This window comes from Ruegeria sp. CDSA033 (genome assembly GCF_059612305.1).
In genome coordinates this window covers 1-24,734 of record NZ_JBXWQI010000028.1, presented here as the reverse complement: position 1 = coordinate 24,734, position 24,734 = coordinate 1, and the positions used below count along the sequence as shown (strand labels likewise).

The 24,734-nt window shown below is 53.3% G+C and carries 23 protein-coding genes and 1 tRNA gene; 13 read left to right on the top strand and 11 right to left on the bottom strand.

What is annotated here, in order from left to right:
• Positions 1–3 precede the first annotated feature (3 nt).
• The 4 genes from urtC to AC2FLA_RS20790 all read left to right on the top strand — a co-directional run bounded on the left by urtC (position 4) and on the right by AC2FLA_RS20790 (position 3,569).
• Positions 4–1,233, top strand: a complete 1,230-nt coding sequence (urtC, locus tag AC2FLA_RS20805) for an urea ABC transporter permease subunit UrtC (RefSeq protein WP_496724927.1) — start codon at positions 4–6, stop codon at positions 1,231–1,233.
• Positions 1,230–1,970 carry an urea ABC transporter ATP-binding protein UrtD gene (gene urtD, locus AC2FLA_RS20800; RefSeq protein ID WP_282118839.1) on the top strand — a complete coding sequence of 247 codons (741 nt, stop codon included), beginning with the start codon at positions 1,230–1,232 and terminating at the stop codon, positions 1,968–1,970. The genes urtC and urtD overlap by 4 nt, the downstream gene beginning before the upstream one ends.
• Positions 1,971–1,973: 3 nt before the next feature.
• Complete coding sequence (gene urtE, locus AC2FLA_RS20795) at positions 1,974–2,669, top strand: urea ABC transporter ATP-binding subunit UrtE (protein WP_496724924.1); 696 nt, start codon at positions 1,974–1,976, stop codon at positions 2,667–2,669.
• A gap of 213 nt (positions 2,670–2,882) precedes the next feature.
• Complete coding sequence (locus AC2FLA_RS20790) at positions 2,883–3,569, top strand: IS6 family transposase (protein ID WP_496724922.1); 687 nt, start codon at positions 2,883–2,885, stop codon at positions 3,567–3,569.
• Between the two features lie 352 nt (positions 3,570–3,921).
• On the opposite strand, the gene AC2FLA_RS20785 is transcribed toward AC2FLA_RS20790, so the two are convergent.
• Both AC2FLA_RS20785 and AC2FLA_RS20780 read right to left on the bottom strand, forming a co-directional pair.
• The gene (locus AC2FLA_RS20785; RefSeq protein WP_496724920.1) at positions 3,922–5,784 is read right to left on the bottom strand and encodes an AMP-binding protein; all 1,863 of its coding nucleotides are present in this window, start codon (positions 5,782–5,784) and stop codon (positions 3,922–3,924) included.
• A gap of 1,235 nt (positions 5,785–7,019) precedes the next feature.
• Complete coding sequence (locus AC2FLA_RS20780) at positions 7,020–7,535, bottom strand: hypothetical protein (protein WP_496724918.1); 516 nt, start codon at positions 7,533–7,535, stop codon at positions 7,020–7,022.
• 328 nt (positions 7,536–7,863) lie between these two features.
• Between AC2FLA_RS20780 and AC2FLA_RS20775 the strand changes: the two genes are divergently transcribed.
• The 4 genes from AC2FLA_RS20775 to AC2FLA_RS20760 all read left to right on the top strand — a co-directional run bounded on the left by AC2FLA_RS20775 (position 7,864) and on the right by AC2FLA_RS20760 (position 10,851).
• A tRNA-Leu gene (locus tag AC2FLA_RS20775) sits at positions 7,864–7,949 on the top strand.
• A gap of 18 nt (positions 7,950–7,967) precedes the next feature.
• On the top strand, positions 7,968–8,711 hold the full coding sequence (locus AC2FLA_RS20770) for an FRG domain-containing protein (RefSeq protein ID WP_496724916.1): 744 nt from the start codon (positions 7,968–7,970) through the stop codon (positions 8,709–8,711).
• 23 nt (positions 8,712–8,734) lie between these two features.
• Positions 8,735–9,757 carry a GmrSD restriction endonuclease domain-containing protein gene (locus tag AC2FLA_RS20765; RefSeq protein WP_496724914.1) on the top strand — a complete coding sequence of 341 codons (1,023 nt, stop codon included), beginning with the start codon at positions 8,735–8,737 and terminating at the stop codon, positions 9,755–9,757.
• 86 nt (positions 9,758–9,843) lie between these two features.
• Positions 9,844–10,851 carry an Eco29kI family restriction endonuclease gene (locus tag AC2FLA_RS20760; protein WP_496724912.1) on the top strand — a complete coding sequence of 336 codons (1,008 nt, stop codon included), beginning with the start codon at positions 9,844–9,846 and terminating at the stop codon, positions 10,849–10,851.
• Here the strand turns inward: AC2FLA_RS20760 and AC2FLA_RS20755 are convergent.
• Together AC2FLA_RS20755 and AC2FLA_RS20750 are read right to left on the bottom strand one after the other, a co-directional pair.
• Positions 10,844–12,004: a DNA cytosine methyltransferase gene (locus AC2FLA_RS20755; protein ID WP_496724909.1), complete on the bottom strand. Its 1,161-nt coding sequence runs from the start codon at positions 12,002–12,004 to the stop codon at positions 10,844–10,846. The two genes, AC2FLA_RS20760 and AC2FLA_RS20755, sit on opposite strands and share 8 nt — an antisense overlap.
• Positions 12,005–12,308: 304 nt before the next feature.
• Positions 12,309–12,533 (bottom strand): helix-turn-helix domain-containing protein, encoded by a 225-nt coding sequence (locus AC2FLA_RS20750; RefSeq protein ID WP_496724907.1) that lies wholly within the window; start codon positions 12,531–12,533, stop codon positions 12,309–12,311.
• 74 nt (positions 12,534–12,607) lie between these two features.
• Here AC2FLA_RS20750 and AC2FLA_RS20745 point away from each other — a divergent pair, with 74 nt between their 5' ends.
• The gene (locus AC2FLA_RS20745; protein ID WP_496724905.1) at positions 12,608–13,099 is read left to right on the top strand and encodes a hypothetical protein; all 492 of its coding nucleotides are present in this window, start codon (positions 12,608–12,610) and stop codon (positions 13,097–13,099) included.
• Positions 13,100–13,225: 126 nt separating this feature from the next.
• Here the strand turns inward: AC2FLA_RS20745 and AC2FLA_RS20740 are convergent, their stop codons facing one another.
• The 6 genes from AC2FLA_RS20740 to AC2FLA_RS20715 all read right to left on the bottom strand — a co-directional run bounded on the left by AC2FLA_RS20740 (position 13,226) and on the right by AC2FLA_RS20715 (position 19,058).
• The gene (locus AC2FLA_RS20740) at positions 13,226–13,654 is read right to left on the bottom strand and encodes a hypothetical protein (protein WP_496724904.1); all 429 of its coding nucleotides are present in this window, start codon (positions 13,652–13,654) and stop codon (positions 13,226–13,228) included.
• 113 nt (positions 13,655–13,767) lie between these two features.
• Positions 13,768–14,271 (bottom strand): hypothetical protein, encoded by a 504-nt coding sequence (locus AC2FLA_RS20735; protein WP_496724902.1) that lies wholly within the window; start codon positions 14,269–14,271, stop codon positions 13,768–13,770.
• Between the two features lie 87 nt (positions 14,272–14,358).
• Positions 14,359–14,928, bottom strand: a complete 570-nt coding sequence (locus AC2FLA_RS20730) for a hypothetical protein (protein WP_496724900.1) — start codon at positions 14,926–14,928, stop codon at positions 14,359–14,361.
• Positions 14,918–15,478 (bottom strand): hypothetical protein, encoded by a 561-nt coding sequence (locus AC2FLA_RS20725; protein WP_496724898.1) that lies wholly within the window; start codon positions 15,476–15,478, stop codon positions 14,918–14,920. The genes AC2FLA_RS20730 and AC2FLA_RS20725 overlap by 11 nt, the downstream gene beginning before the upstream one ends.
• Before the next feature lie 505 nt (positions 15,479–15,983).
• A complete protein-coding gene (locus tag AC2FLA_RS20720) occupies positions 15,984–18,311 on the bottom strand; it encodes a phage/plasmid primase, P4 family (protein WP_496724896.1) in 2,328 nt (775 codons plus the stop codon).
• Between the two features lie 534 nt (positions 18,312–18,845).
• Positions 18,846–19,058 carry a helix-turn-helix transcriptional regulator gene (locus tag AC2FLA_RS20715; protein ID WP_496724943.1) on the bottom strand — a complete coding sequence of 71 codons (213 nt, stop codon included), beginning with the start codon at positions 19,056–19,058 and terminating at the stop codon, positions 18,846–18,848.
• A 409-nt stretch (positions 19,059–19,467) separates the two neighbouring features.
• Here AC2FLA_RS20715 and AC2FLA_RS20710 point away from each other — a divergent pair, with 409 nt between their 5' ends.
• The 3 genes from AC2FLA_RS20710 to AC2FLA_RS20700 all read left to right on the top strand — a co-directional run bounded on the left by AC2FLA_RS20710 (position 19,468) and on the right by AC2FLA_RS20700 (position 21,960).
• Entirely contained in the window at positions 19,468–19,752 is a 285-nt protein-coding gene (locus AC2FLA_RS20710) for a hypothetical protein (RefSeq protein ID WP_496724894.1), read from the top strand.
• On the top strand, positions 19,749–21,311 hold the full coding sequence (locus AC2FLA_RS20705) for a peptidoglycan-binding protein (RefSeq protein ID WP_496724892.1): 1,563 nt from the start codon (positions 19,749–19,751) through the stop codon (positions 21,309–21,311). Before AC2FLA_RS20710 ends, AC2FLA_RS20705 begins: the two co-directional genes overlap by 4 nt.
• 97 nt (positions 21,312–21,408) lie before the next feature.
• Positions 21,409–21,960: a hypothetical protein gene (locus AC2FLA_RS20700; RefSeq protein WP_496724887.1), complete on the top strand. Its 552-nt coding sequence runs from the start codon at positions 21,409–21,411 to the stop codon at positions 21,958–21,960.
• A gap of 249 nt (positions 21,961–22,209) precedes the next feature.
• Here AC2FLA_RS20700 and AC2FLA_RS20695 read toward each other — a convergent pair whose 3' ends face one another.
• Positions 22,210–23,349, bottom strand: a complete 1,140-nt coding sequence (locus AC2FLA_RS20695; RefSeq protein WP_496724885.1) for a tyrosine-type recombinase/integrase — start codon at positions 23,347–23,349, stop codon at positions 22,210–22,212.
• Positions 23,350–23,735: 386 nt separating this feature from the next.
• Here AC2FLA_RS20695 and AC2FLA_RS20690 point away from each other — a divergent pair, with 386 nt between their 5' ends.
• Positions 23,736–24,662: a tyrosine-type recombinase/integrase gene (locus tag AC2FLA_RS20690; protein WP_496724884.1), complete on the top strand. Its 927-nt coding sequence runs from the start codon at positions 23,736–23,738 to the stop codon at positions 24,660–24,662.
• Positions 24,663–24,734 lie beyond the last annotated feature (72 nt).

The window sequence follows — 24,734 nt, the reverse complement described above, 5'->3', positions numbered from 1 at the left end:
GCCATGGAACGTAGTTTTGTCGTCAAGAACCCATCTGTACTGGTCTTTCTGGCCATCCTGTCGCTGTTCACGCTGTGTGTAACTGTCCTGTCCGAAGGGTTCGGGCTCGGTGTGATCTCAACCAGTTTCGTCAAAACGCTGGGCAAGACCCTGTGCCTGTGTTTGATCGCTGTCGCGATGGATCTGGTTTGGGGTTTCACCGGCATTCTATCACTAGGCCATTTCGCTTTCTTCGGGCTCGGTGGCTATATGATCGGCATGTGGCTGATGTACGAACGCACTCGGCTGATCGTGGTCGAGTCATTGTCACAAGCCGACATCCCGCCAACGCCTGCCGAAGTTGTGGACGCCATCGGCACGCAGATTTTCGGCGTAGTCGGATCATCCGAATTCCCGCTGATCTGGGCGTTTTCGCACAGCTTGACTCTGCAGTTGATACTGGTCGTTGTGGTGCCTGGCCTGCTGGCACTGATCTTTGGTTGGCTGGCCTTCCGCAGTCGAGTGACCGGCGTCTATCTGTCGATCCTGACGCAAGCAATGACGCTGGCTCTGGCTTTGTATCTGTTTCAGAACGACAGCGGTTTGCGCGGCAATAATGGCTTGTCCGGCTTGCAGAACCTGCCCGGTGTCACTGTCTCTCAAGACGTTGTTTCGCTCTGGTTCCTATGGGCTTCGGCTTTGGCGTTGGGACTGGGTTACATGCTTGCGGCATGGATCGTGTCGGGCAAGTTCGGCTCAGTCCTGCGCGGCATTCGAGACAACGAGGCGCGGGTTCGGTTCCTCGGCTATTCGGTCGAAGCCTACAAGTTGGCTGTCTTCACCCTGACGGCTTGCATCGCCGCAATCGCGGGTGCGCTATATTATCCGCAGGCTGGCATTATCAACCCCGAAGAGATGGCCCCCATCGCCTCAATCTATCTGGCCGTCTGGGTCGCTATCGGCGGGCGGGGCCGGCTGTATGGTGCGGTCATCGGCGCGGCTTTTGTCAGCCTACTGAGCACCTGGTTCACCGGCGGGCAGGCCCCGGATATTCCGCTTGGCTTTTACACGATCAAATGGGTCGACTGGTGGCAAGTGCTGCTGGGTGTTTCGTTTGTGCTGGTCACGCTGTTTGCTCCACAAGGTATCGGAGGTTTGTTCGACTTGTATACCAACCAGCGTCATCCCGATCGGCATGGTGCCAATCTGGGACCCGATGAAGGCGCTTTGCGTGAGAAAGAGGCTAGCCTATGAGCACCTTGTTAGAGGTAAGTGGCGTATCGGTTACCTTCGACGGGTTCCGCGCCATCAACAACCTGTCCTTCCAGATTGGTGACGCAGAGCTACGTTCCGTGATTGGCCCGAATGGGGCTGGCAAGACTACGTTTATGGACATCATCACCGGCAAAACCCGACCAGATGAGGGGCGGGTCATATGGGGTGAAAAGTCCGTATCTTTGTTGGATATGACCGAGGCAAAAATCGCGCAGGCGGGAATCGGGCGGAAGTTTCAGAAGCCTACGGTTTTTGAGGATCAGTCCGTGCGCGATAATCTACTAATGGCGCTAAAGAAAAATCGTGGCTGGGTTGGCGTACTGCTTTACCGTCCGTCCAAAAGTGATTTGCAGAAGGTCGAAGACCTGGCCACCGAAATTGGGCTGTATCAGGAACTGAGCCGGAAGTCAGGTGAACTGAGCCACGGGCAAAAGCAATGGTTGGAAATTGGCATGCTGCTTGCGCAGGACCCACGTCTGCTGTTGGTCGACGAACCCGCCGCTGGCATGACCCCGCAAGAGCGCGAACATACCACAGACTTGCTGGTTCAAGCTGCAAAGACCCGCGCGGTTGTGGTCGTTGAACATGATATGGAATTTGTCAGGCGCCTGAACTGCAAAGTCACGGTTTTGCATGAAGGATCCGTGTTAGCCGAGGGCAGTCTTGATCACGTGACATCAAATCAGGACGTCATCGACGTCTATCTGGGGCGCTAGAAAATGTTGAAGCTGACCGATCTGACTTTGCATTATGGGCACTCGAAAATTCTCAACGGGATTTCCATGGAAGCTTTACAGGGTGAAGTAACGTGTGTCATGGGGACCAACGGTGTCGGAAAAACCAGCCTGATGAAGGCAATCTCAGGAGCGCATCCCCGTTCCGGTGGCGAACTGGAGCTTGACGGAAAGCAGATGGGTATCTTGCCTGCTCATCAGATGGCCTGGAAAGGTGTGGCATATGTCCCTCAAGGTCGCGAAATATTCCCATTGCTCACGGTTCGAGAAAATCTGGAAACAGGCTTCTCCTGTCTGCCTGCCAGCGAACATTTCGTTCCAGATGATATTTTTGATATGTTCCCGGTCCTCAAAAAAATGCAAAACCGGCGCGGGGGCGACCTTTCAGGCGGGCAGCAGCAACAGTTGGCCATCGCGCGTGCACTAATCACAAGACCGCGCCTGCTGCTGCTGGATGAGCCAACCGAAGGGATTCAGCCGAACATAATCCAACAGATTGGCGAAGTGATCCGGCACCTCAGAAAGACGAGCGGAATGGCAATTGTCTTAGTCGAGCAGTATTTCGACTTCGCCTTTGATCTTGCTGACAGGTTTGTCGTGTTGCGACGTGGAGAAGTCCTGGTCAAAGGAACACGAGATACCCTGACGCGTGATCAAGTGTTGCAGGCCGTAACTGTTTAGCACTGTTCTGTGTAGTTGGCTTCGGTATTGGTGCATCAAACCCAAATCATGTCCTGCATTAAAGCTCGGGACATGGTTTGATCCTCCAAAAACGTTCAAAAAGAGAAATGCTTATCTTTGAGATACTGTTGTTCGGGTCTTGTAAGAAGAACTTTGCTTGAGTGGGGCAGGGTGGTTGCGTAGCTTTTGACCGTGACCAGACCTGCCTCTTTTATGTACTTCAAAACCAGTCCCGAGATCATCCGCCTTGCGGTGATGCTGTACATCCGGTTACCGCTCTCGCTTCGGAATGTCGAGGATCTGCTGCATGAACGCGGGATCGATGTCAGCCATGAAACTGTCCGATATTGGTGGAACAGGTTTGGTCCAATGTTCGCTGCTGAGATACGGCGGAAGCGTGTTCAGCAGCTGCGCGCGTTCTCCAAATGGAAGTGGCACGTGGACGAGGTTTTCGTGAAGGTGAATGGCAAGCGTCAATATCTGTGGCGAGCTGTGGATCACGAAGGCGAGGTGCTGGAAGCGGTCGTCACAAAACGCCGAAACAAAGCTGCGGCACTGAAATTCCTCAGGAAATTGATGAAGCGGCACGGCAATGCCAAAAAGATCGTCACCGACCGCTTCGCTTCCTACAAGGCTGCTCTAAGAGAATTGGGTGCTCTCGAAAAACAAAGGACGGGCAGGTGGCTCAACAACCGCGTTGAGAATTCGCACCTGCCGTTCCGACGAAGAGAACGCGCAATGCAGCGTTTCAGGCGTATGCGAAGTTTGCAGAAATTCGCCTCCGTCCATTCTTCCGTCTACAACCACTTCAATCAGGAAAGATCGCTAGCCAGCCGAGACACCTTCAAGCTGACGCGCACCGCCGCTCTTGCCGAGTGGCGCGAACTTGGTGCGGCATAAAGGGCAGCTATGCTGGCCTAGCTGAGACTGGTTCGAATTCGTCTGACAGCACCGACCGAAGAACCCATGATCGAGTTGCGGAACAAACCCACAGTTCGCGCGCACGTCTGTCACCAAGGTAGTTTAGGCTCTGCCACTTTGCAGCCAAACTAGCCAAATATGCATTTAAGGCTGTGGAACGACCTGACATCCGATGCCATACGAAGTCACCGGTTGGCATCCCCACTCCGGCAGCGAACGTCCCATCAAAAAAGAGTACGATACGAGATGACTGGGCGGAGAAACCAAGCAAATATTCGCACCTAAAGAACACAATCTGTATGGGCGTGAACTAAGGTCAACTCAAATGAACCTATTGCACCGAAATACGGCTTTCAAAGAGATAAGCCTCTAGCGCGCTTTCGACCGACGCTGCAGCCGACCGGCTATTCTCCGGTATTTTGACATCAACACGCAATCCCCGCGGCCCTCCCGCAAAGACGCTTACATCGGCGTCAGGCAAATCAAACTCTTCGCGCAAGAGTTTGGACACCACCATCTTAGCCGCATTACAACGCAGACTGGGTTTGAAAATCTTACCGACCGAGGTCAGGGGAATTTCATTGATGATCTCGATGACCCTAGGCCACGCGGGGCGTTCATCGATCGTGGCTTCCGCATGTGCTTTGAGGTCATCGAGGTCGGCATCCGCTCCTTGCTGAAGTTGCACATAACAGATCGGCAATTCGCCAGCGTAGGCATCTGGCATTCCAACTGCCGCTGCGAGCGCGACGGCAGGATGCGTGGTCATTGCGTTTTCGATCATCACCGGATCAATGTTATGGCCACTGCGAATGATCAGGTCCTTGGAGCGCCCCGCGACGTATAGGCAGCCCTTAGCATCTTTGTACCCCAAGTCGCCCGAGTTCAGGACCCCGTTCGTATATACGCCATCATTACTTGCCGGATTGCGATAGCCCGGTGAAACGTGTTCGCCTTCGATGGCGATGACGCCTATCTCCCCGACGTCGCAGACGGCCCCAAGGCTGCCATCGCTGCCCAGTTTTCGAACTTCCGTTGTCGTATAGGGCAAGGACCAGCCCACGGACCCGGCGTTGCCCGGCCCATTGATCGGATCGATGCTGATCAGCCCGGAGGCTTCGGTCATACCCAGCACTTCGTGGAGTGTGGCCCCCGTGACCTCCTTGAATCTCCGGCTGACAGAGGGAGGCAGCAAGGACGCTCCGGTGATGCCCGCACGGACGGCACTGATATCGTGATCTCCCACCGGGTTTTGCAGGACCGCGCCAATCGCTGTCGGCACCCCGCCGACGAGGGTGACCTTGTGATCGGCAACCAGCCGCCAGAAGTCCTCAATCACGACAGGGTTGCGCATCCCAGAGGGCGTGACTATCACCTGTTCGGCACCCGCCATGAACACGCAAATTCCGCTAGCGATTGTGCCGGCAACGTGGAAGAGCGGAAAAGTGGCGGTCATCACGTCATCTGGCTGATAGCCAAGCATAATTGCTCCGCCAAGGCCTGCGACCAGTTGACTGCGATGGGTATGGGCCACCAGCTTGGGTGTACCGGTTGTGCCACCAGTGTGAAAATAGGCGGCCACATCGTCACCCTGCCGGGGGGGGCCAAAGGTTAGGCGATCATCCGGTTGGACCGACAGTGCCTCTACCAAGTCAATCACGTATTCTTCCGCAGGCGTACCTGGTGCCGCGACGCGCACCAGTTTCAGCTCAGGGATCTCTGCGCTTGCGGCAAGCGCCTTCTCCCAGATGTCCAACTGAGGATGGGGCCCAAGCGCCACGAGAATCTTCACATCCGCCGCCTTGAGCAGTTCGGTAACGCTATCAGGCTGCAACAGAAAGTTGATGGGCACCGCATATCCCGCCGTTTCCGCGCCCCACAAGGTGGCGTGTGTTTCCACCAAGTTGGGCAACATATAGGCAACGCCCGGTGCCGGACCACCAATCTCGGCAAAAAGATTGGCCGCTTGTCGGATCAACCGAAGCAATTGCTCATAGCTTACGCGCCGGGGTTGCTCATCCGGAGCGCCTGTCATCAGCATGGTGATGGCAGTGGCATCAGGCGTGCGGGCGGCGGAGTTGACGAATACGTCAAGGATGCTCGTCTCCGGCAACCTTTCGTTCAGAGACATCTCAGCTTCACAGTTTCTGACGTCACTCTCGGATCTGATTTGAAACGCGCCCAGTTCGGCCATTGCATTACCTCAAGTTCCTAATTGAAACTTCGTGATGATCTATGGCGAACCCTGTTCATGCAATAGAAACTTCGGACTAGGCTACGTTCAGCTTGGTCTCGTCCTAAAAAAGTCAAGGCAGGCATCATTCTGAAAGGTTGATTTGCGGCAGCGACTAGCAAACCGACTAGGTACTTATCTTGCAACGTCTCTTTTAGCACCCACCGACGACGACCGAGCGGCTGATGTGGGTTTTTCTCCTGTAGCTTTGTCCCGCAACTGAGACTTAGGACAACATAGCAGCGAACGGCCGGATTGGCTTTTTGCGATTTGGGAGGCTGCGAGCGTCCGGTTTGGGGAAATTGCGTTGCAGTGCCGCGCAACTATCGTGCTCTTGGTCGGTCGAGTCCGACAAAATGTGCCGCACGTGCATCAGGCCGGTTCGTCCGCGTCACCGCCATCTGCGTACCACTCAGAGAATGTCCGGTTTAAGTAGTTCTCGACCTGCCGCATGAGCGAAAGACCGAGGTGTGATCAAGGTCCGGTAAGGGCTCATTTCGACATTTCGACATTTCGACATTTCGCTTTTGCTTTACTTGTATGCTGGGTGAATAGTCAGCGTATTCGAGTGTTGAAAGATATCTTTCGTCGTGAAGTGTTCCCAAGACAAGTGTGACATGGACCAGATAGAGGCTTGCGGAAGGACCAGTGTTTCTGCTGAAGTCTGGACTAGAAGAGAGGCATTGGAAGGAGATTGTTTCCTAAGATTACTGGATACTTTTTCGGGGAAGTAGAGCGTTACGTCAACTTAAAGGGAGACCATCACCTTTCAGGTAAAAAGACGTAAGATGTACGTAACGAGAAAAAAATTTCCATGTAAGTTGTTGATTTTATTGACGTCAGAATCCGTGTGGGGCACCATTTAATCTTCAAAATCTAAAATGTTCTAGCTTGCCGGAACGACCGTGTGAACAGATCGAATCTGTTCCAGTCGGATGGGGACACTATCTCGGCGCTTGCCCTTGTTTCTTTTTCGCCGCGGAAATGTCGACATCAAAATTTTACTTCGAATAGCACGCACCAAGCTTAGCCACGGTAGTTAGCACCGATCAGCCGATCGTCGGTACTTAAAGTCCCCGGGTTCACCAAACCACCCTAGGCATCGACGGGCGGGGGGCATCAAAGTACTTGTGTCGAGCTTTGAGTTCTTTCAGGACCACTTCGCATGTAAAGACGACCTGTTCAGCCTTTGATTGTCAGCTTAAGCCGATTGTAATGCCAAAGACGTAAAGGCTGGAGGGCTCGGTAATCTTTTGCATGAACTCAACCCAGTCCTCACTATACATTCGTTCGAATTGAACGGGGTAAGCCCAAACCAGATTGTGGAACGTGAAAGTTGTCAACAATACCCCAACTGTGCTGGCACTTGCGAACTCTTTTTGCTTGTCCCTGAGAAACATCGAAATGACCATACCCGCCAGGCTGGCCATCGCGATGCCGATAAAGTCCTGTGTATTTGCTTTGCCAGCTTCCGGCACGCCCACCATTTGAAACTGAATGAAACGGGTCAGAAAAACCACCGTGGAGCCAAGCGTAAATGCGCCCAAGAATGCCCCCGGATAGGCGAGGCGTTTCCAGATGTTATCGGTTTTGGGTGTGGGATTTTTCCGGGCTGTTTCTTCCGTGCGTTTATTGATTTGGGCGATACGATCCTCAAAGGACTTTTGCTCGGTGCTCACACTTAACTCAATTGCTTTTCTGCTCTGCAGCATAGTTTAACTACAAGTGGAGGTTAAGCAAGCGACATGCAGCCCAAGAGAAAGTGATTGAAGTGCCGCGGCGATGGAAGGGCTGGGAAAAAGCGGGGGATACCGCGACGTTTTGATGCCAAATTTTCCCAGGCGAAACGCATTGAAATCGTGATCTGATGGCCTTACTGAGTTCCTGAGGTCCAACAGAGGCTTGGCACGCTGAGCGGGCGTGATGGAATGGTAGACATATCAGACTTAAAATCCTTCGCTTCCGCCCGTAAAACGCATTGTATTCATGGCCTTGTGGCCTTACTGGTTTTTTCGGGCCCGAAATAGGCCCGACACGCTCGCCCGCGTGGTGGAATGGTAGACACAGGAGACTTAAAATCTCCAGGCGGAAACGCCGTGCCGGTTCGAGTCCGGCCGCGGGTACCAAAAACTGATTGGATTTGAATGAAGTACGAAGAGCAGGAAATCGGGAGCGTCGCAGATTTGTTGGCAAGCTTGAGCGATCAAGTTCCAAGCGGAGAGCCTGTTTGGTATCGGGGGCAGGGCGACGCGGCTTGGAATTTAAGTTGTTCACTTGAGCGGTTTGGTGGCCTTGAAAAAGAGTTGCCGCTGATAAAGCGTTTCAAACAAAATGCTCTTCCGCTGATGAGTTCCCGCCCAGAAAGTGAATGGGAGTGGCTATTCGTAATGCAGCACCATGGGCTGCCGACAAGACTGTTGGACTGGACCGAAAGTGCGCTCGTTGCCCTTTATTTTGCCATTAATGGAAGTGGTTCCAAACACGATGATGTTGATGGTTGTCTTTGGGGGTTGTTGCCTCTCGCCTTAAACCGATTTGCAATACCCGGCGACACGACCACTGACATCCCAGGGTTGGGGGACGATGAGCATCTGAACGACTATTTGCCCAGCCGGATGGAGGCGCAACGCTTACCACATAAACCGCTCGCAGCAATTGCACTGAGAAACAACGCACGTATTCAGATGCAGCAAGGAGTATTCACGGTCTTTCACAAGGATCTCTCGCCTCTGGATTCAGTAGAGGACAACCAGTACCTTTGGAAGCTGAAGATTCCTAAGGGCGCAAAGACAGACCTTAGAAGGGAACTGCAGCTGTTAAATGTGAGCGAGCTTTCGCTATTCCCTGAGTTGAGCAACGTCTCTGAGCATGCGAAGGGCTTGGCGTAATGGCTTCTTTCGAAATTAGTGCAATGGCCGACTCTTCGGTTCTAGGGCTGGTAGATATGCGAGATGCCGTTCAGATCGACCCTGATTACCAGCGACCCGGCGGCGTCTGGTCGCTGAACAAAAAACAACTGTTCATAGACTCACTCATCAATCGCTATGACATTCCAAAGTTCTACTTCCATCATCTGATTGGGTCTCATGCTCAACCTAATATGCGATATGCCATTATTGATGGGCGCCAGAGGCTTGAGGCGATCTGGGAGTTTTTCGATGGCAAATTCGCATTGGGAAAGGACTTTGTTTATGCGGACGATCCAAGTGTTACCGCTGGAAACATGAAATACGGTGAACTGTCCGAACAATATCCCAGGCTTCTGTCGAGGTTACACGCTCGGACGCTTTCAGTTCAGACTGTATTGGCTGATGATCTGGATTTCATTGAAGACATGTTCTCTAGGCTGAATGAAGCGGTGCCACTTGCTGCAGCTGAAAAGCGGAATGCTTTTGGAGGGCCTTTGCCGCTAGTCTTTAGAGACTTAGCAGAACATGAATTTTTCAAAACCAAATCAAGGGTGTCCGCGTCGAGATACCGGCATCACGATTTGGCTGCCAAATTGGTCTATCTCCAAGAAAGTCACGACTTTGTTGACACAAAAAAAGCGTCACTAGACTATTTTGTGAAATCAGCAAAAGAGGACGGAAAAAGCCTGCGGGATTTTGAAGGTGTTGTAAGCGCTGTCGTTGACGCACTCGACGAAATGGCGGATATTTTCGCTGATAGAGACGAACTCTTGCGGTCCACCGGTATGATAGTGATTTACTACCTATTGGTGTCACGTTTGTTGGCCGAAGGTCGGCCTATTAGCTTCGGGCGTGCAGAGCTCACGCAGTTTGAGGATCTACGGAAGGCCAACCGAGAACTGTTTGCAGCAGAAAAAGATGGGGTGGACTTCAAGCTTATCGAGTTTGATGAACTCGCGCAGTCGTCCAATGACGGTTCCGCGATCCAGAGACGCTACGAGGTATTGCGAGATCATGTTGTTTAGTGTGTACGCGCATCGCGTACACACTTGACTGGATTTGGACTTGGCTCTAATCTGTGTACTTCATCTATGTACACAGGATTAACTGCATGAAAAACTCGCAACTAGCTTCCTTGACCGAGCTTGCTTCAATCGCAAACGTCTCGCGCCAAGCTGTTTGGAACTGGTCTAACCGTAAACCTGATTTTCCAAAAGCGGTCTCCGAGGGACCGACGGGACCGCTATATTGTGTCGAGGCGTTTAAAGCTTGGCTTGAGAAGGATGGAAAGGTAGTCAGCGGGGCACTTTCTGGCTCTAATTCAGTGGCGCAAGATCTACTAACCGCTGATCTGGATAAAGTAAGGGCAGCGGTCGAAGGCTTGAGTGCGCTGAAAAAGAAACAACTGCGGCAAGAGCTAGTTGCAAAAATGGAAGTGCTTCGTGAATTGGAAGCCGAACTGGATGCCGTAAAGCAGCCAGATTACATTTTTGATCTTTCGAACCCAAGCTATATGGGTCGGTTCGCGGCAGCCGCGCTATTGGTGCAACCTAAATACCCTTTGTCTAATGTAGATCGGTTTTACGGTTCGGGCGTTTATGCGATTTACTACAATGGAAAATTTCAAGCGTATAAGAAGATTTCTGGAACGGAAACTCCTCTATACACTGGAAAAAGCGACCCAAAAGATCGAAACGCAAAAAGTCCTACAGAACAAGGCGAGAAGCTATGGGGGCGGATCAATGACCATCGAAAGAGTATTGCGGCCGTGTCGGGTAAAAAGGGACTGGATGTAGAGGACTTTGAAGTACGCTATCTAGTTACGTCGAGTGGTTTCGAGGTGGCGGCAGAAAACCTTCTAATCGAGTACTTCAAGCCGATTTGGAACAAAGAAACAAAAATCTGTTTTGGGATTGGAAGGCACGGTGACGACAACAAAACACGGACTCATCGTAAAACACCTTGGGATACTTTACACCCGGGCCGAAAGTGGGCACTTGACTGCGTGGAGGACAAAACACCCAAACGAATTACGGCTGAAATCTCCGGTCATCTCGACGCCTATCCGCCAATTGATGTTGTGGACTTACAATCGTTGCTGTTGAGGGGACTCAACTAGAACCTAATTTGTCCTTCACGCTTTTCGCGACAATTCTGCCGAGTTCGACTGGGACAGCGTTTCCGAGTTGGCGCATGGTTTCACTCCAGGAGCCGTGGAACACCATCTTGTCTGGAAATGTTTGGAGGCGCGCGGACTCTCTAACGGTGAAATACCTTACGCTTCCATCGGGACGCCTTAGCATGTTCTCGCCACCGGGAACTCCGTGCACGCCAGCTTTAAGTGTCTTTGCTGGCTCGTCCAATGGGCTTCCCGTGTGCCCGGGGTAACTTTTTGCGCCGGGCTGGAATTTATGATCCCTGAATGTCGCCGATCGCTTCGGTGATTTTTCAGGATCAGGTAAATCGGCGATTGCATCTCTTACAGTTCTCCAACGTTCAGCTTCTGGGCGCACATCCAAGCGATGTGCGCGCCGCCATTGGCGCTCGTCGCTGGGGCGGTCTCTTCTTGAAACCTTGAAACGATCCCAATAGTCACCGGAGCGCCACTTGTCCCAAAGCAAGGCGTCTTGCGAATGTGTCGGGTCTGGGAAATGCCAATCTATTGAAGTATCAGACCTAAAGCCCACAATAAAGACACGCTCACGCTTCTGCGGTACGCCATAGTTCGCAGAGTTGAGAACCCTCAACGCAACCCTATACTCTAGGCCTCGGTATCGCCCTCTGGTTTCATATTCTTCCAGACGCGCCAAGTGATCTAGCCACTTTTCGTTCTCTGCTTCAACGAACTCGGGGTGCCTTAGCTGCAATCGAATGTATTCAAGATAATTTGCAAACGTTGTTCGTGTGAGTCCTTTTACATTTTCGAAGACAAATGCACGCGGTTTTAACGTTCTTATGGCGCGGATCGCTTGGGGAAACATGTCGCGCTGGTCAAGGTGAGCCCTGTGTCTTCCACCTAGCGAAAACGGCTGGCATGGTGGGCCACCGGTCACTAAATCAACTTCGTTTCCAATGTTTGAAAAATCAAACTCTCGGACATCAACTTCGTACAATGGCCAGTCGGTCAGGTGTTTCAGACCCAACTCTTGGTTTTGGCGAATAGTATCGCAGGCCCATTTGTCCCAATCCACGACTGCTGCAGGTGTAAACCCGGCTTGGCTGACACCTAGTCCGAGGCCGCCGGCGCCAACGAATAGCTCAACTGATTTCATTTCGATTTGCCGCTCATAGTCTACTTCAAAGGGAAGACGAAGTTTTTTAACATCTAGCTAATCTATGGCCAGATAGCCCCTATCACTCAAGATATAGATTGTGGTGCAGCTCTCGTACATACCCTTTGTGCTGCGCCGACAAATTTGAGCTTCGCCAATCGAGAAACAAATCTACCATTTTGCTGGTTTAGCAATTCCATAGTCATGTTAAGCTGGTTTCAGGCGCAAAGTCCTTTGCCCTTAGCAATTGATGCACATTGCGCATGATTTTGCCGTTCGTAGAACTTACGTCAAAGTTGCCAGCCTAAATTTTTAGTAGGTCTGACGTGTCTACATCAAGCGCCTTACACCAGTGGACAAATTCAATGACGTCCAGGCGCCTCTCGTATCCCTCTACCTTTGCGATGAATGACTGCGGCTTCCCCAAGGCGTCAGCGAGGGCCTGCTGGGTCATGCCGACTGAAATGCGATGATCGCGCAGTCGCTTGATGAGCGACCTGTACTCGTCGTCGTAGATGCTCTTGGCCACCCGCACGTTCCATTTGACTGCCCGTACAGGTCGCGGTGATCCCGAAACAGAAGTATCCCAAAATAGGATAAATTATGGGACAGAACGGCGGGCTGACCTCGACCCAGAGGGGCAAGATCGCGGAACTGCACGTGGCTACGGCACTGATGTCGCAGTCCTCGGGCCGCCTCTCTCCGTTCGAGCCGCTCTCGGACGACCACGGCATCGACCTAGTGATCCTGGGCAAGGAGAGCGGACGCGCGCTCCCCATTCAGGTTAAGGCTTGGCTACTAGATTCCGAGAAGCCGGTCAGAACTGTCCAATTCGATGTGCAGAAGACTACTTTCGGCAAGGGCAAGCCTGGCGTGCTGATATGCGTCGTGGTGAAGAAGGATACGTTGGAGATAGCCATGTCCTGGCTCATACGCATGGCGGAGATACCGTCCATTGCGACCGACAAGCCCAACAAGTTCGGCCTGGCTCCGAGCATCGCCGAAGGTTCAAGAGACAAGTACGTACCCTACAGGCACATGACCATCGCATCACTGACGGGGGCGGTAGAAGCCGTTCTGCGGGACGACTGCTGATACCGTTCCCGCAGAGGGAGTAGCCCCGGCGCACGGTTAAAACGCCGGGGCCACGTTTTCGCGGGTCGGTAGTGGTGCGGGAGGAGGCCGCAGCAGGAACGCGCCCTGTACACCGCGAATACGCCTCTAGGTTCGTCTGCCTCGGATGATCTCGATCGCATCCGGAAGGCTCAGCAGGCGGCCGCGTCTCGCGCTGCGGACCTGCTCTTCCTGGGCGCGCCGCAACATCTCCCGATCCGCTGCCCGGTCTTCTACGCTGGACTTCAGGGCGCTCGTCTCATCGCTGTTTCTGACGGCCAGGTCGAAGTCGAACTCCTCGTGGCTCAGCGGCAGCAATTCGGGTCGCAGATATGTCGTTCCATTTATCGCACGTTCCGTGAGATCTGGGTGCGCATCACACACGGCCTCGTAGGCTTTTAGGAAGGTCTCGTCAGTCCTTTCGACCCTAGCCTTAGCGAGCCGGTCCAACTCGTCATTGGCCCCTTCGGCGATCGCCTGCGTCGCTTTGCTGAGGCCGTCCAGGACCTGCTTTCTTGTCTGTGGCTGGTATTCCATGATCAGTTCATCTCCTCTGATTTTCGAAGATCTCGGTATTCTGGAGCGCAGCGCCGAAAAGTGGCCGTCGGCGCCCAAACGCGAATGCGTCTCCGCGCTTTTCGATCCTGCCCTCAGCGTCTCTCTGCGGGATAGACGGATGCGAGCGGCTTGATGTTATTGTTCGTCCCAGGCACCGCGCGAAGGCCGATCCGCTTTGCGAGCGGTCGCGCCCGGTCCCAGAAGGCAGCAACCAGCGCTCCTGTTCTCGCGTGACTGACGATCACTGGTCTCTTACCGCTGCCGTCGCCGGTGAGCTTCTCGAGTCTCGCGACCTCCACCGAAAGCTCCTCGAGCGCCTCAAATGCTTTGCAGGTATCCGAGAGCGCCTCGTCGAACGAAACTGCCCATCGGTGCTGGCTAATTCTGGCATCCGTGAGCTTTTTCCGGACGTCCGTGAGAGCCTGTGCCTCTCGCGCTCGCGCTTTTTCGCGCTCGACCCGGTCGGCCTCCTCACGCTCTATGACGTCGAGCTCCGCTTCGACCGATCGGCGCTCGTCCTCGGCCATCTCCTTAAGCAGTGTCTCTCGCGCCGCGTTCCGATCACTTAGAATTAAGCCTCTTGTCCGTTCGAACATCTCGTTTGCCTCCTCATAGCATGCACTCACTGTGCTGGGTGTCGTCGCGGAAGTAGACCAGCAGTTCGACTCGAGCCGCAAATTGCTTCAGGAAGCAGCCACTGGCGTCCTGGCAATACGCTCGCAGATTGTTCGCCGCTGGCCGCGCGAGAGACGATGATCGCTGGCAATACGTCGAATGGCCTCTTCACGCTGGGTCTCGTCTGCGAACCGAGCGGCACAGCATCCAACGGCAGCGCCGTCATCGGTCCGAGTGGTCGTGGCAGTCAGCAGCGGAGAGGGTGCGCTGTCCAGCCAGGCGTCGTCGGCCAGTGCCTCGACGACCTGCCAATCCGGTGGCTCGACGAACTCGACGGAGATGACCGGGTGGACCACGGGGGACGAGAGCACCGGCGTGTCCGTCACATGTTCCAGCAGGCGGCGGCGATCCGCTACGGTAAGCGAGCCGTCGGATGCAAGGCGACGGGCCTGACCCAGTCGCGCCGCCGCGTCACGGTAGGGCAACCTGGGTTCGGATCCGTCGATCTCCTCGAACAGGTGCTGAGCGTCCGCTGCAGCCCTGCAGGTAAGACCTTCGTCGTTAAGCAGCACCGTACCGTCGTCGAACAGCACCTCGACCGATACCACAGGTCCCTGTTCTGCGACCCTATTCGTCATCGGTGCCCAGGTCCTCGTACTCGGCGAGTATCGCATCCACGTCTATCGGGGCACCCGAGACCAGCTTGGGCGCGGACGGGGCCACGACGTTGTTCTGGATGGCGACTGTAGCCGCCTCGTTCACGCCGCTTATCCTCAGGCCGATGAGGCGCACCGCAATCCTCGGGTCCACGTTCGAACAGTCGAAACGCATCACCGGCTCGAAGTCCTCGTCAAGTTCCGCCTCGCCCGTGTCGGGGTCTATGGCGGGGACCCAGCGGCCTGTGCCCATGTGGAGCGCCGTCGCGATCACCCTCTGCGTCAGCGTCTCCTCGAAGGTGTCGATGGCCTCGTCCCACTTGGCTGCAAATTCGGGGTCACGTCGCCGCCGCTCGTAGAGGGAGCGCCGCGCCATGCCGGAGACGTTCGCGGCGTAGGTGACCTGGCCGAACTCAGACAGCGCCGACAGGAACCGCTCGTCCACGTCTGAAGGTATCTCGGAGCGTGTCCGGTACCGGCTCGGCGCATCGGCCCTTGCGGCGGGCCTGATCTGTATTGCAGCATTACCCATAGTTCACCTGTTTCGGGCCCATGGCAGGGCCTAGAAATTTACCACGTACAAGGCCTTGTTTTTGTTGGGCTTTTTGGCACTCCAGACGGGATGAGAGATCTGGTGTCCTTAGGTCCTCGGCGAAAACAATATGGCCGGTTCGTCTCATCCGTCTCGAACAGATATGCCAAGTGTTTCGGGCAAACGATGCCAACGTTGCACAAGGGGCGAGAAGTACTTCCCAAACCAATTGCGCTATCCCCTCAGCCTTTGTGGCGTTAAGTGACACTGCCACATGACGCATAAGGCCTTGTTTTTATTTGTTCATGCTCCCTCTGTTAGGCGTCAATTGACAGTTTGGAAAAGGAACGATCATATTCCGATCGCTTCAATCGGAAAGTGCAACAAGATCATTCGCAAGCGCATTTTGGTCCAGTTCCATGTGGCGCCTGGGATTGGTTTTTGTGCATTAACATCAACCCTATAAGTGTAATGTGACGCTTAGCACTGCCAAGTGACGCTTAGTCTAGTCGTCGAAATCCTCCGTATCAATCACGGTTTTGACGCCTACTAGGCAGTAGGTTGGCTTTCCAGCTTTGCCCACGCGTGACTTGAGACGTCGCTGTCTGTAATTGACCGCAGGGAGCGCTGCTCTCAGGTCGGAGGCAAGATCGGTTTGATTGCGAACCTCACCGCCTGATAGTCCTTCGTGGAATGCCCAGTCCCGATACGCCAAGTAGACCTCACGCATTGCGACAGCATCGGCTTGGTCCCCGGTGACCTCGAGCCTGTTCTGGGCAAAGCGGAGAGCGGGCGATTGGCTCATTTGCGAAGTCGTCGCCTCGATATGACCCGCTTCACCTATTGTGAATTTAAGCCCGTTCGATCGTAGGCGCTCCAACCCATCTAGGGCCCAGTTTGCGATGCCAGGCATTTCGTCGATTAGCTTCCGCCCGAGGTTGCGGTCCTCCCGGCCCAAGAACGATTGATCGAAGCGGACGATCAGAGTTCTTGCTGCCAACGCTCCACTTTCATCAATGAACTTCGGCAGTTTGTTTGCAACCACCATGAGCTTGGTCGGCAATGTGACTTGGACGACGGCTTTGTGTTTACGGTTGACGTCGACTTCGTCGCCACCCGTCACCATCTTGATACGCTCCAGCGCAAGTGTGCGTCCTGATCCAGAAACGTCGTGGGCGTCAGGTACCACCAGCAAACGCTTGTCTAAGCAGGGCTCCAGACCGAAGCTCTCGCCTAGTCCAGATAGCGCTGATGAATGAGCGTGTTGTTTCCCGACGAGTGCACGACAGACGTGAGCCGCCGTCGATTTGCCGCCGCGCTTTACGCCTACAAGGTTCATGAAGCAGTGGGCTCGAGTGTCCGCAGTCATGAGATATCCCATCCACTCTTGGAGTGTCGGGTGGTAGGACTCGTCTAAGGTTTCGCCAAGCCACTGCAGCCATGCTGAGCAGCCTGCCGTTGGGTCGTACGCGTGATCTGGCAGGCCGGTGGCGAAGTAGTTGCCATCGAGCGGATATAGTTGCCGCGACTTAACATCAAGTAGACCGTTTCTGAACAGCGCAATATCTGCAGGATCTGTGTCGAGTAGCGGCTCATCAATCCACTCAAATGGGCGCGCGCTTGTTGCTCGTAAGTCCGAGATGCCCTTCACGATTTTTCTGACGTGTTCGACGTCGAGGACATCGGTGGGATCAGTCTTCCTGATCTCCGCTTTCAGCATAGCCTCTTCGAGCGTCTTCCATATCCCCTCCCGCAATTCGTAGAAGGTGCCATCCGAACATAACACACGATCCGGCCGGTGACCTAGGAAGAGGCGCGCGTTTTTGGCTCCGTGTTTGACTTCGTAAGTCAACTTGTTTGGCCATTGGCATGCCACCAATTCACCTCTTTCTTCTATCTCGATCTCTTCAAAGTCATCGCATGGATCGGGGCGAGGTATGACATCGGCGCGGCCCATGTCGCACAGCGCCTTGTACAATGTAAGGTAGGTTATGCCTCCCGCCTTTTCAGTGTCGAGGCTGTCCCAGCGTGCGCCGATCATAACCTGGTGGTCCGCGTAGATTGGGTCCGAGGTCGACCATGCAATGAACTCCTCGCGGCCACTTCCTTCTGTGGCGTGATGGCAAGCCATCATGATTTCGAGCCAGTCCGATTGATCTCGAAATGCCTCGGGGTCTAACGCCTCTAACATCTCGGCAACTTCCTCAGCCGTATGTAATCCCGAATTCGAACTAATTGTCTCTTTCCTCATTGACCTCTGGGCCGCTTCCAGCAATGACTGAGGTGCCATTGGGACTCCATCGATCCACAAGTCTTCTGGGAATTCGATCCACCTGTACATCTTTCCTTCGGGGTGGATTGATCCGGGTGCGACTACCTGGTGGCCTCTCGATTTGATCTCGATGCCAGGGAAGTCCTTTAGACGGTCTACGACCGAGAGGTCGGCTGGCTTTTTCAGATAGTGGTGTAGACCACCAGAGCCCGTTCGAACCGTGGGCCAATCTGTGGGATCAAGACCATTTTGCAGGATGAACTCAACGTAGTCGGAGACGCCCCATCGACCGCTGTCATGACGTGGATCGTAATCGATCACAAGGTCCTTGTCCCCGAGCCTCACTCCTGTATTTCCTTCTCCTCGGCCCATTCGAGACAGAGTTGCGGCATTATCGCACGGGCGATTTGTCCAGTCCTTTTGCACAGGCACTTTACCAAGATCGCGGATATTGTCGGCCTTGTCTTTCGCTTTCCGATTCCACCGATTCACGGGAATCAAGTCATAGTCCGCTTCGAGAAGCGGGATAGCCTGGCTTACATCGGGTTTGATCTCAGTCACGATGGCGCCCCCTGGAAGATTGAAGTTGGCGTACAGATCTTTACCAAGGCCTTGGAAAGCCGAAGATGCAACCATGGCCTGACCATTTGGTTGGGTGAGGTGTGTGGCTGTCGACAATTGGAATGGCCGCCATGATTTGGGACTACAAAGCTGCCGATCAATTCCGATCCATCAAAGGCCGATTGTCGGGGGGTGAGGTTTCCAAGTGTGGGTTTCACGACGTTCGACGTCGTGACAGGATAGCTTTCAAGCATGTGTTCGCCTCCAAAACGGGTACGTGTTTTTCCTGATCATCCGGCCCGTTGCGCCCTCAAGACGCGACGGGCTAATTCGCTCATCGAAGAGGATCGTAACCCTCGACAACGAGTCATTACGCCAACGGATACCGCCGGGTATATAAACACTTGGTACACTGGCTTGCGCGGCTGGAATGCGGCTTTTTCATATGAATCAGATACATGAGTGGAAGGGCGGAGGGTCAAAGCTTCCGGCGCTCGCCCCGATTTGCCAAAAATTGCAGTTAACCCCTCGCCTCTAGGCGAGGGGTTCTCTCCGGTGCTCGTCCATGAACGCCCGCAGATCAGAGATTGAATAGAGCACGCGCCGTCCGACACGATGGACTGCAGGACCCTTCGCTTCCATTCGCCACCTGTCTAGGGTCTGGCGGCTCACTCCAATGAACTCCGCCGCCTCGTCTATGTTGAGGTACTCTCGCTGAAACAGCGGGTCCGTTTGTGGCCTCAGCAACTCTTCAATGCGCGCGAGCCTTTCGACAATCTGTTCCAATCTACCGCCTCGCTGACTTGGTTCAATATTATTATGGATGTCTAAAGAGTTGTGTTGACCATTAATGTGATTTTGATTCAGCCCAATCCAACAAATAAAGAAAAAGCGTGCGATAATTCTATCGTAGAATTGTATGTGTGAACCTAATGCGCACCATCAGATATTCAGTTAACAGAATGTAATATTGCGCTCAGAACTTTTCTCTCGGTTCATAACGTTGTAGAATAGGCAAGAAGCGAGGATTATTCGCCATCGCAGCGAAAATTATTGGATCGCCAAAGGCAAAGAATTTTTCGTCGGAACCATTGCTTTGCTGAACCTGCAACGGTGATTATTCTAGGAGTTTGGACAGATAATTTGGAGTGATTTTGTGGTTATCAAAAACTGGTTTGTAATTCTTGCTTTCCTTATTATTGGGATCGGGCTTTTGTCCTTCTGGTTTTCGTTGCCCTCTGTACCAGAAGGTGTAACGCCGCAAGGCGGGGAAGACAGCGCGTTCAAATCGATTGCAGCACTCGCCGGTGCCGTCACGACACTTGCAACGGCTGTTTTTGGTGCCCTGGGAAAACTGAACGACTACAGAGCGAAGCGAATTGCTATAGCGACCGCAGAGATCGAACTGGAGCAGAAGCGACGCGAGCTTGATGCGCCATGAGATCAAAGCTCTTTGCTCTTCTACTCGCTCTAGCTTCTCCTCTCAGCGCGGAGGGAATAGACAAGCCATTCGTCAAGCCAAATCAGCAGTCGCCTGTGGATAAGTTGTTGCTTAGGGCTGGGTTCACTGAAATCCAGAGGAGTTTTGCTCTCGTCATAGGGGTGCATGAATTTGACGATTTTGATCCGCTTCCGACGAAGCAAGACCCAATCAGAATGCGCGATTATCTCTTCAATGAAGCAGGTTTTGATCACGTCCACGTTTTGACTGGTGACAAAGTCACAAAAAGACGTGTGGAAGAACTAATGCTTGATTTCTTTGCTGACAATGTCCAAGAAAATGATCGTTTCTTGTTCTATTGGTCCGGCCATGGCCACACTATTGGGCCGGGTGAGCAAGAAAGAGGATTTCTAGCGTTGGAAAAAAGCCTTCGCGTGAAGAGATCCAGTATGATCTCGATGGAAAATATTAGATTCTGGGACAGTTATATCAAAGCGCGACATGTACTTTACCTAATGGACGCTTGCTATTCCGGTCTGATTGGTGCCGCACCACAATCTGATCTTGCTCGGATCACCCGAGAACAACTCGAGGGTCCATCGCGTCATGTTATTACTGCGGGGAAACGCAACGAACAAACCATCGCTATTGATGCGTTGGGGGGGTCCATATTTACGCACGCGCTCCTTAAAGGGCTACGCGGGGAAGCGGACTCTGGGAATGTTAGAGGTAAGGACGGCCTTGTTACCGTCGGCGAACTTCGCAAGTACCTCGGTGAAGAAATCACCGAACTACGCGAGTTTTATCGTTGGGAAAGGACAATTACACCGCTTATTCGGGACTTGCGTGGGTCAGAAGGTGCCTTTTTCTTTCCAGTGCCCGCCTCATTCCCTGTCAATCCACCGAAACCAAAACCAGTTCAAACGCAAATTGAAGAGGTACAGGAAGCCTTGCAAGACCTTGGTTATGACCCTGGTCCCATATCCGGAAAAATATCACTTAGAACCCGCAGTGCTCTTATTTCTTTTCAGAGAGACCAAGGGCTTCTAGAGACCGGCGAGCCAGATCAGCAGACCCTTGCCGCTCTCCCATTCGCACTGGCAATTCTTGTAACACCGCAAGGCGATGGTGATGCTCAGATCGACAAATCTTTGCCTTCAAACCCAGTTTTCTTGAGCGAAGAGGAACTAGTCAAAGAAATGCAACGGGAACTGGAGCGATTGGGTTGTTCACCTGGAACTGTAGACGGGCTTTGGGGTCCGAGTACATATGGTGCTTTGAAGAGCTTTTTTGCAACACAAGGATCAGATGAAGTAGCACGTTTTCTGAACCCAGAACATCTAGATCTACTAAGAACAGGACGGACCAATGTGTGTTCAGATTGGTGTGGCAGTGAATATGTTTTGATCAACGGAAGTTGTCAGCCAGAGACATGCCCATCTGGTACTAGTCGGTCGCGTGACGGAAGCTGTGCAAGAGTTGCAGGTGGAAATCCACCACCGAGGAGTAACCGCCCATCATCATCGTGTGTTTGGTTTAACGAACAGTGGAGATGCTGATTTGACTGTGATTCGGACTATTAGGGCGCTCTCTTTGGTTGCTTTCTTACTAGCAACCATGCTCCCAAGCACCGCGCTGCCACAAGCCGGAAGCCGCGTGACAACCATTGTAGTCGACACCCTATACAAAGGACGATTTCTTGGCCAAAGGTCAACATGTCGAACTCGATCAATAATTCGGGTCGTTCGAGACGAACTGCTACTCTCAGGCTCACAACTGGAATGCAATGGTCTACAGGTAGAATTTAATTCGAATGTTGGCGATATTATTCCAATTGGTGGAAATTTTGAGATCAAGCGAACCTGTGATGTCCAAAATCAACGCATGGTTTGTTCTGATGGTACAAAAGGCAACCAATCATCGTTTCCAAAAGGGATGTCCGTTCAAATGTTTCAGCAAGGATCTGGTGGTAATCAGTATCGTGAGGGCGACTTTCTTGAACTTTGGACCAATGCATTCGGCAATAGCAACGGTACAGTGCCAGGGTTTGGCCAATTCTCACAAGAAGAAAACCTCTCAAGCTATCTGTATCTCGATTTGAAAAACGGCAACTGCAGGGTTGTCGATTTGGATGCTTCGATTACTGGCGAAGGATCGCTTGGAAAGACCAGACTGAAATCACGCGGTTCGGGCTGTATTGTGCAGTAAAAACGAAACGCGTTAACCAATGCGCTTCAACCCAACGAGGCAGTCCTATTAGTGACCGGCAATGGCTTGAATAAACATGCTCGCACCGGCGCTCGGAGACTGAGAGGGTTTTTGAGCTGTCTGGGTCCGGGACAAGAATAAAACGTGGCTGCTTTTCAATCTACTTATCACAAAGCACCCATACTATTCAAAATGACGCGTGGCATCGCTTTATGAAAGCACCGACAACGCCTAACGTCTTGGTAGAAGTTAACGTACCGCGTATCTATGTGATTGCAATCGATTGGAAATACGTTCTTGGCACTCCCGCAGATGAACAGTCAGATGGGCGCGGGTGACATAGTTGAACGAGACGTGGGCGTTGGCGTGGTCCATCAGCATCGTAACCGACTGGAAATCCACGCCCGCCTCAAGCGCGTGGGTGCGATATGTGTGGCGCATCTGATGCGGCGCGTAGGGGAAAGACTTAAGTCGAACCATCTGTTCGATGTGACCCGACTTAGAAGTCGCTGACGGAAAGATGAACTGGCTCTCAAGCGGCTTCGTAAGTTCGCGCACCTCACTGAGTTCCTGGATCATGAGGAGTGGCAACGGTAGGTGGAAATTACGTCCCGACTTGGCGCGGGGTATGAACAGCACCCCATCGTCCTCAAGATGTTCCCACCTCGCCGAGCGTGCGTTCGTAGAGCGAAGGCCCGTGGTCAGCATTAGCAGCCAGCAGGCGCGACGAACACGGTCCTCCATCGCATCCAATCCGTGCCAGAGCTGAGGCATCTCATCAGGGCCGACCGCCCAGTCACGCGCATGCTCCTTGTTCATTCGCACGCCGCGCGTGACCGGATTTGGAGGAAGATCATGGGTGCGAGCAACGTCGTTCAACAGCAGCTTGAGCACTCGCATCGCGCCGTTAGCGCAATAGGGTCCAGATTTCTTGGTCAGCCTCTCGTGAAGTGACCTTACGGTTTCGCGGTCGATTCGATCTGCCGGCAGCCTCCGCAGACCACCGAGCGAACCGTCGACCTTCTGGCGGTACCATGAGACTGTCCGTTCGCTAAGGTCAGGTCGCCCGTCGAGGTAGCGCTCAAGTGCCTCCGCAATGGTCGGCACCGCAACCTTCTTGGCTCTCGGGTCATCGCCTCGCCGTAGCGCCAGCCGAAGTTCCGCAGAGCGCTCCCTGGCACTGCGTAGTGATACCTCATCAATCCTGCCGATCACGACGGAAACGTAACGGTCGGTGCCATCGTTGATGCGCCCGACGTGCTTGTAAGAAATTCCGCGCTTGCCCACGACGAGGCGCAAACCCTTCGCCTCGCTGTCGTAGATCTGAGCGCCAGGTGGATGATCCTCAGCCAGTCCGTACACTATTGCCTGTGTGAGTTTCATCGTCATCTTCGTTCGCCTCCGTAGGCCATGTTTCAGGCCATGTTTCGGTTAAGTCCTGAGAGGTCTCAGGACGTGCTATGAGACGATGATGTCTTGTTTTCTTGGGCTCGCGGACCCTCAATAGGTGCTATTAGGTCACAAAATATCTCGGACTCAGTAACTTAAAATCTGAAGGGCGTATGCCCGTGTGGGTTCGAGTCCCACCGCCCGCACCAGCAATTCCCCCACTATGCGACAGGATGCGCTCAAGTAGATGCAAAATAAGGGTTTTGCGGATTGGTGCGTTAGGTAGTGCTTGCCATTGTGCGTAGTTTTGCGCGATGAATTACGCATATTTTCCGCATGGTGCGTAATTCATGGCCTCAATACGAAAGCTGAAATCAGGATACAGAGTGGAGATCGCGCGTAAAGGTGTGCGTAAATCGAAGGTCTGCCCAACCCGGCAAGAAGCCAAGGATTGGGCTGCGCGGCAGGAATACTTGATTTTGAATAGTGAAAAAGTCGCCGCAAAGTTGACGATTGGCGAACTGTTCGACCGCTACGCACGTGAGGAATCTCCCAAGAAGCGAGGCGCGCGATGGGAAACAATCCGATTGGAGAAGCTGAAGCGCGACAAGATCGCTAAAGTAACTCTGGGAAACGTTGCTCCGAAGGACTTTGCTGACTGGCGTGATCGTCGCCTGCGTGAGGTTGCGCCCGCCAGCGTAATTCGGGAAATGCAGCTCATGTCTACCGTGATGAATACGGCGCGCAAAGAGTGGGGTCTCATAGCGCAGAACCCGCTGGCCGATGTGCGGAAGCCGTCCAAACCGCCAGCGCGAGACCGATTACCGACCAAAGATGAGATCGACCGATTGCGCCATTGCGCTGGCGAGGATCTGTCCAAGGCCACGGCGAGGGCTGTTCACGCATTTTTATTTGCGATGGAATCAGGGATGCGAGCGGGCGAAATCGCGGGCCTTCTATGGGACAGGGTTGATCTTAACCGGCGTGTCGCTCGCCTAAACCATACTAAAAACGGTAGACCGCGCGATGTTCCGCTTTCATCGGAGGCCGTTCGATTGCTGGAGGCTCTTCCAGAGCAAAACCCAGTTTTTGGACTAAGCAGTCGTCAATTGGATGTTCTGTTCCGAAAATCCCGCGACAAGGCGAACATCGAGGGGCTAACGTTTCATGACTCGCGCCATGCGGCCATTACCACCTTGTCAAAAAAACTGGATGTCCTTGCCCTGGCGAAAATGGTTGGCCACACAGACATAAAGATGTTGATGGTCTACTACGACGAAAGCGCTGAAGAATTGGCTCGACGCCTAGATTAGGGTCAGGACCCATTGATTTCCGCTTGGCTGCGTGATTCACGGTTCGAAAATAGAGCGGTGACCATGTCTGAT

Coding starts and splice junctions, on each gene's coding strand:
- urtC (WP_496724927.1), top strand. CDS start 4: ATGGAACGTAGTTTTGTCGTCAAGAACCCATCTGTACTGGTCTTTCTG.
- urtD (WP_282118839.1), top strand. CDS start 1,230: ATGAGCACCTTGTTAGAGGTAAGTGGCGTATCGGTTACCTTCGACGGG.
- urtE (WP_496724924.1), top strand. CDS start 1,974: ATGTTGAAGCTGACCGATCTGACTTTGCATTATGGGCACTCGAAAATT.
- AC2FLA_RS20790 (WP_496724922.1), top strand. CDS start 2,883: ATGTACTTCAAAACCAGTCCCGAGATCATCCGCCTTGCGGTGATGCTG.
- AC2FLA_RS20785 (WP_496724920.1), bottom strand. CDS start 5,784: ATGGCCGAACTGGGCGCGTTTCAAATCAGATCCGAGAGTGACGTCAGA.
- AC2FLA_RS20780 (WP_496724918.1), bottom strand. CDS start 7,535: ATGCTGCAGAGCAGAAAAGCAATTGAGTTAAGTGTGAGCACCGAGCAA.
- AC2FLA_RS20770 (WP_496724916.1), top strand. CDS start 7,968: ATGAAGTACGAAGAGCAGGAAATCGGGAGCGTCGCAGATTTGTTGGCA.
- AC2FLA_RS20765 (WP_496724914.1), top strand. CDS start 8,735: ATGGCCGACTCTTCGGTTCTAGGGCTGGTAGATATGCGAGATGCCGTT.
- AC2FLA_RS20760 (WP_496724912.1), top strand. CDS start 9,844: ATGAAAAACTCGCAACTAGCTTCCTTGACCGAGCTTGCTTCAATCGCA.
- AC2FLA_RS20755 (WP_496724909.1), bottom strand. CDS start 12,004: ATGAAATCAGTTGAGCTATTCGTTGGCGCCGGCGGCCTCGGACTAGGT.
- AC2FLA_RS20745 (WP_496724905.1), top strand. CDS start 12,608: ATGGGACAGAACGGCGGGCTGACCTCGACCCAGAGGGGCAAGATCGCG.
- AC2FLA_RS20740 (WP_496724904.1), bottom strand. CDS start 13,654: ATGGAATACCAGCCACAGACAAGAAAGCAGGTCCTGGACGGCCTCAGC.
- AC2FLA_RS20735 (WP_496724902.1), bottom strand. CDS start 14,271: ATGTTCGAACGGACAAGAGGCTTAATTCTAAGTGATCGGAACGCGGCG.
- AC2FLA_RS20730 (WP_496724900.1), bottom strand. CDS start 14,928: ATGACGAATAGGGTCGCAGAACAGGGACCTGTGGTATCGGTCGAGGTG.
- AC2FLA_RS20725 (WP_496724898.1), bottom strand. CDS start 15,478: ATGGGTAATGCTGCAATACAGATCAGGCCCGCCGCAAGGGCCGATGCG.
- AC2FLA_RS20705 (WP_496724892.1), top strand. CDS start 19,749: ATGAGATCAAAGCTCTTTGCTCTTCTACTCGCTCTAGCTTCTCCTCTC.
- AC2FLA_RS20695 (WP_496724885.1), bottom strand. CDS start 23,349: ATGACGATGAAACTCACACAGGCAATAGTGTACGGACTGGCTGAGGAT.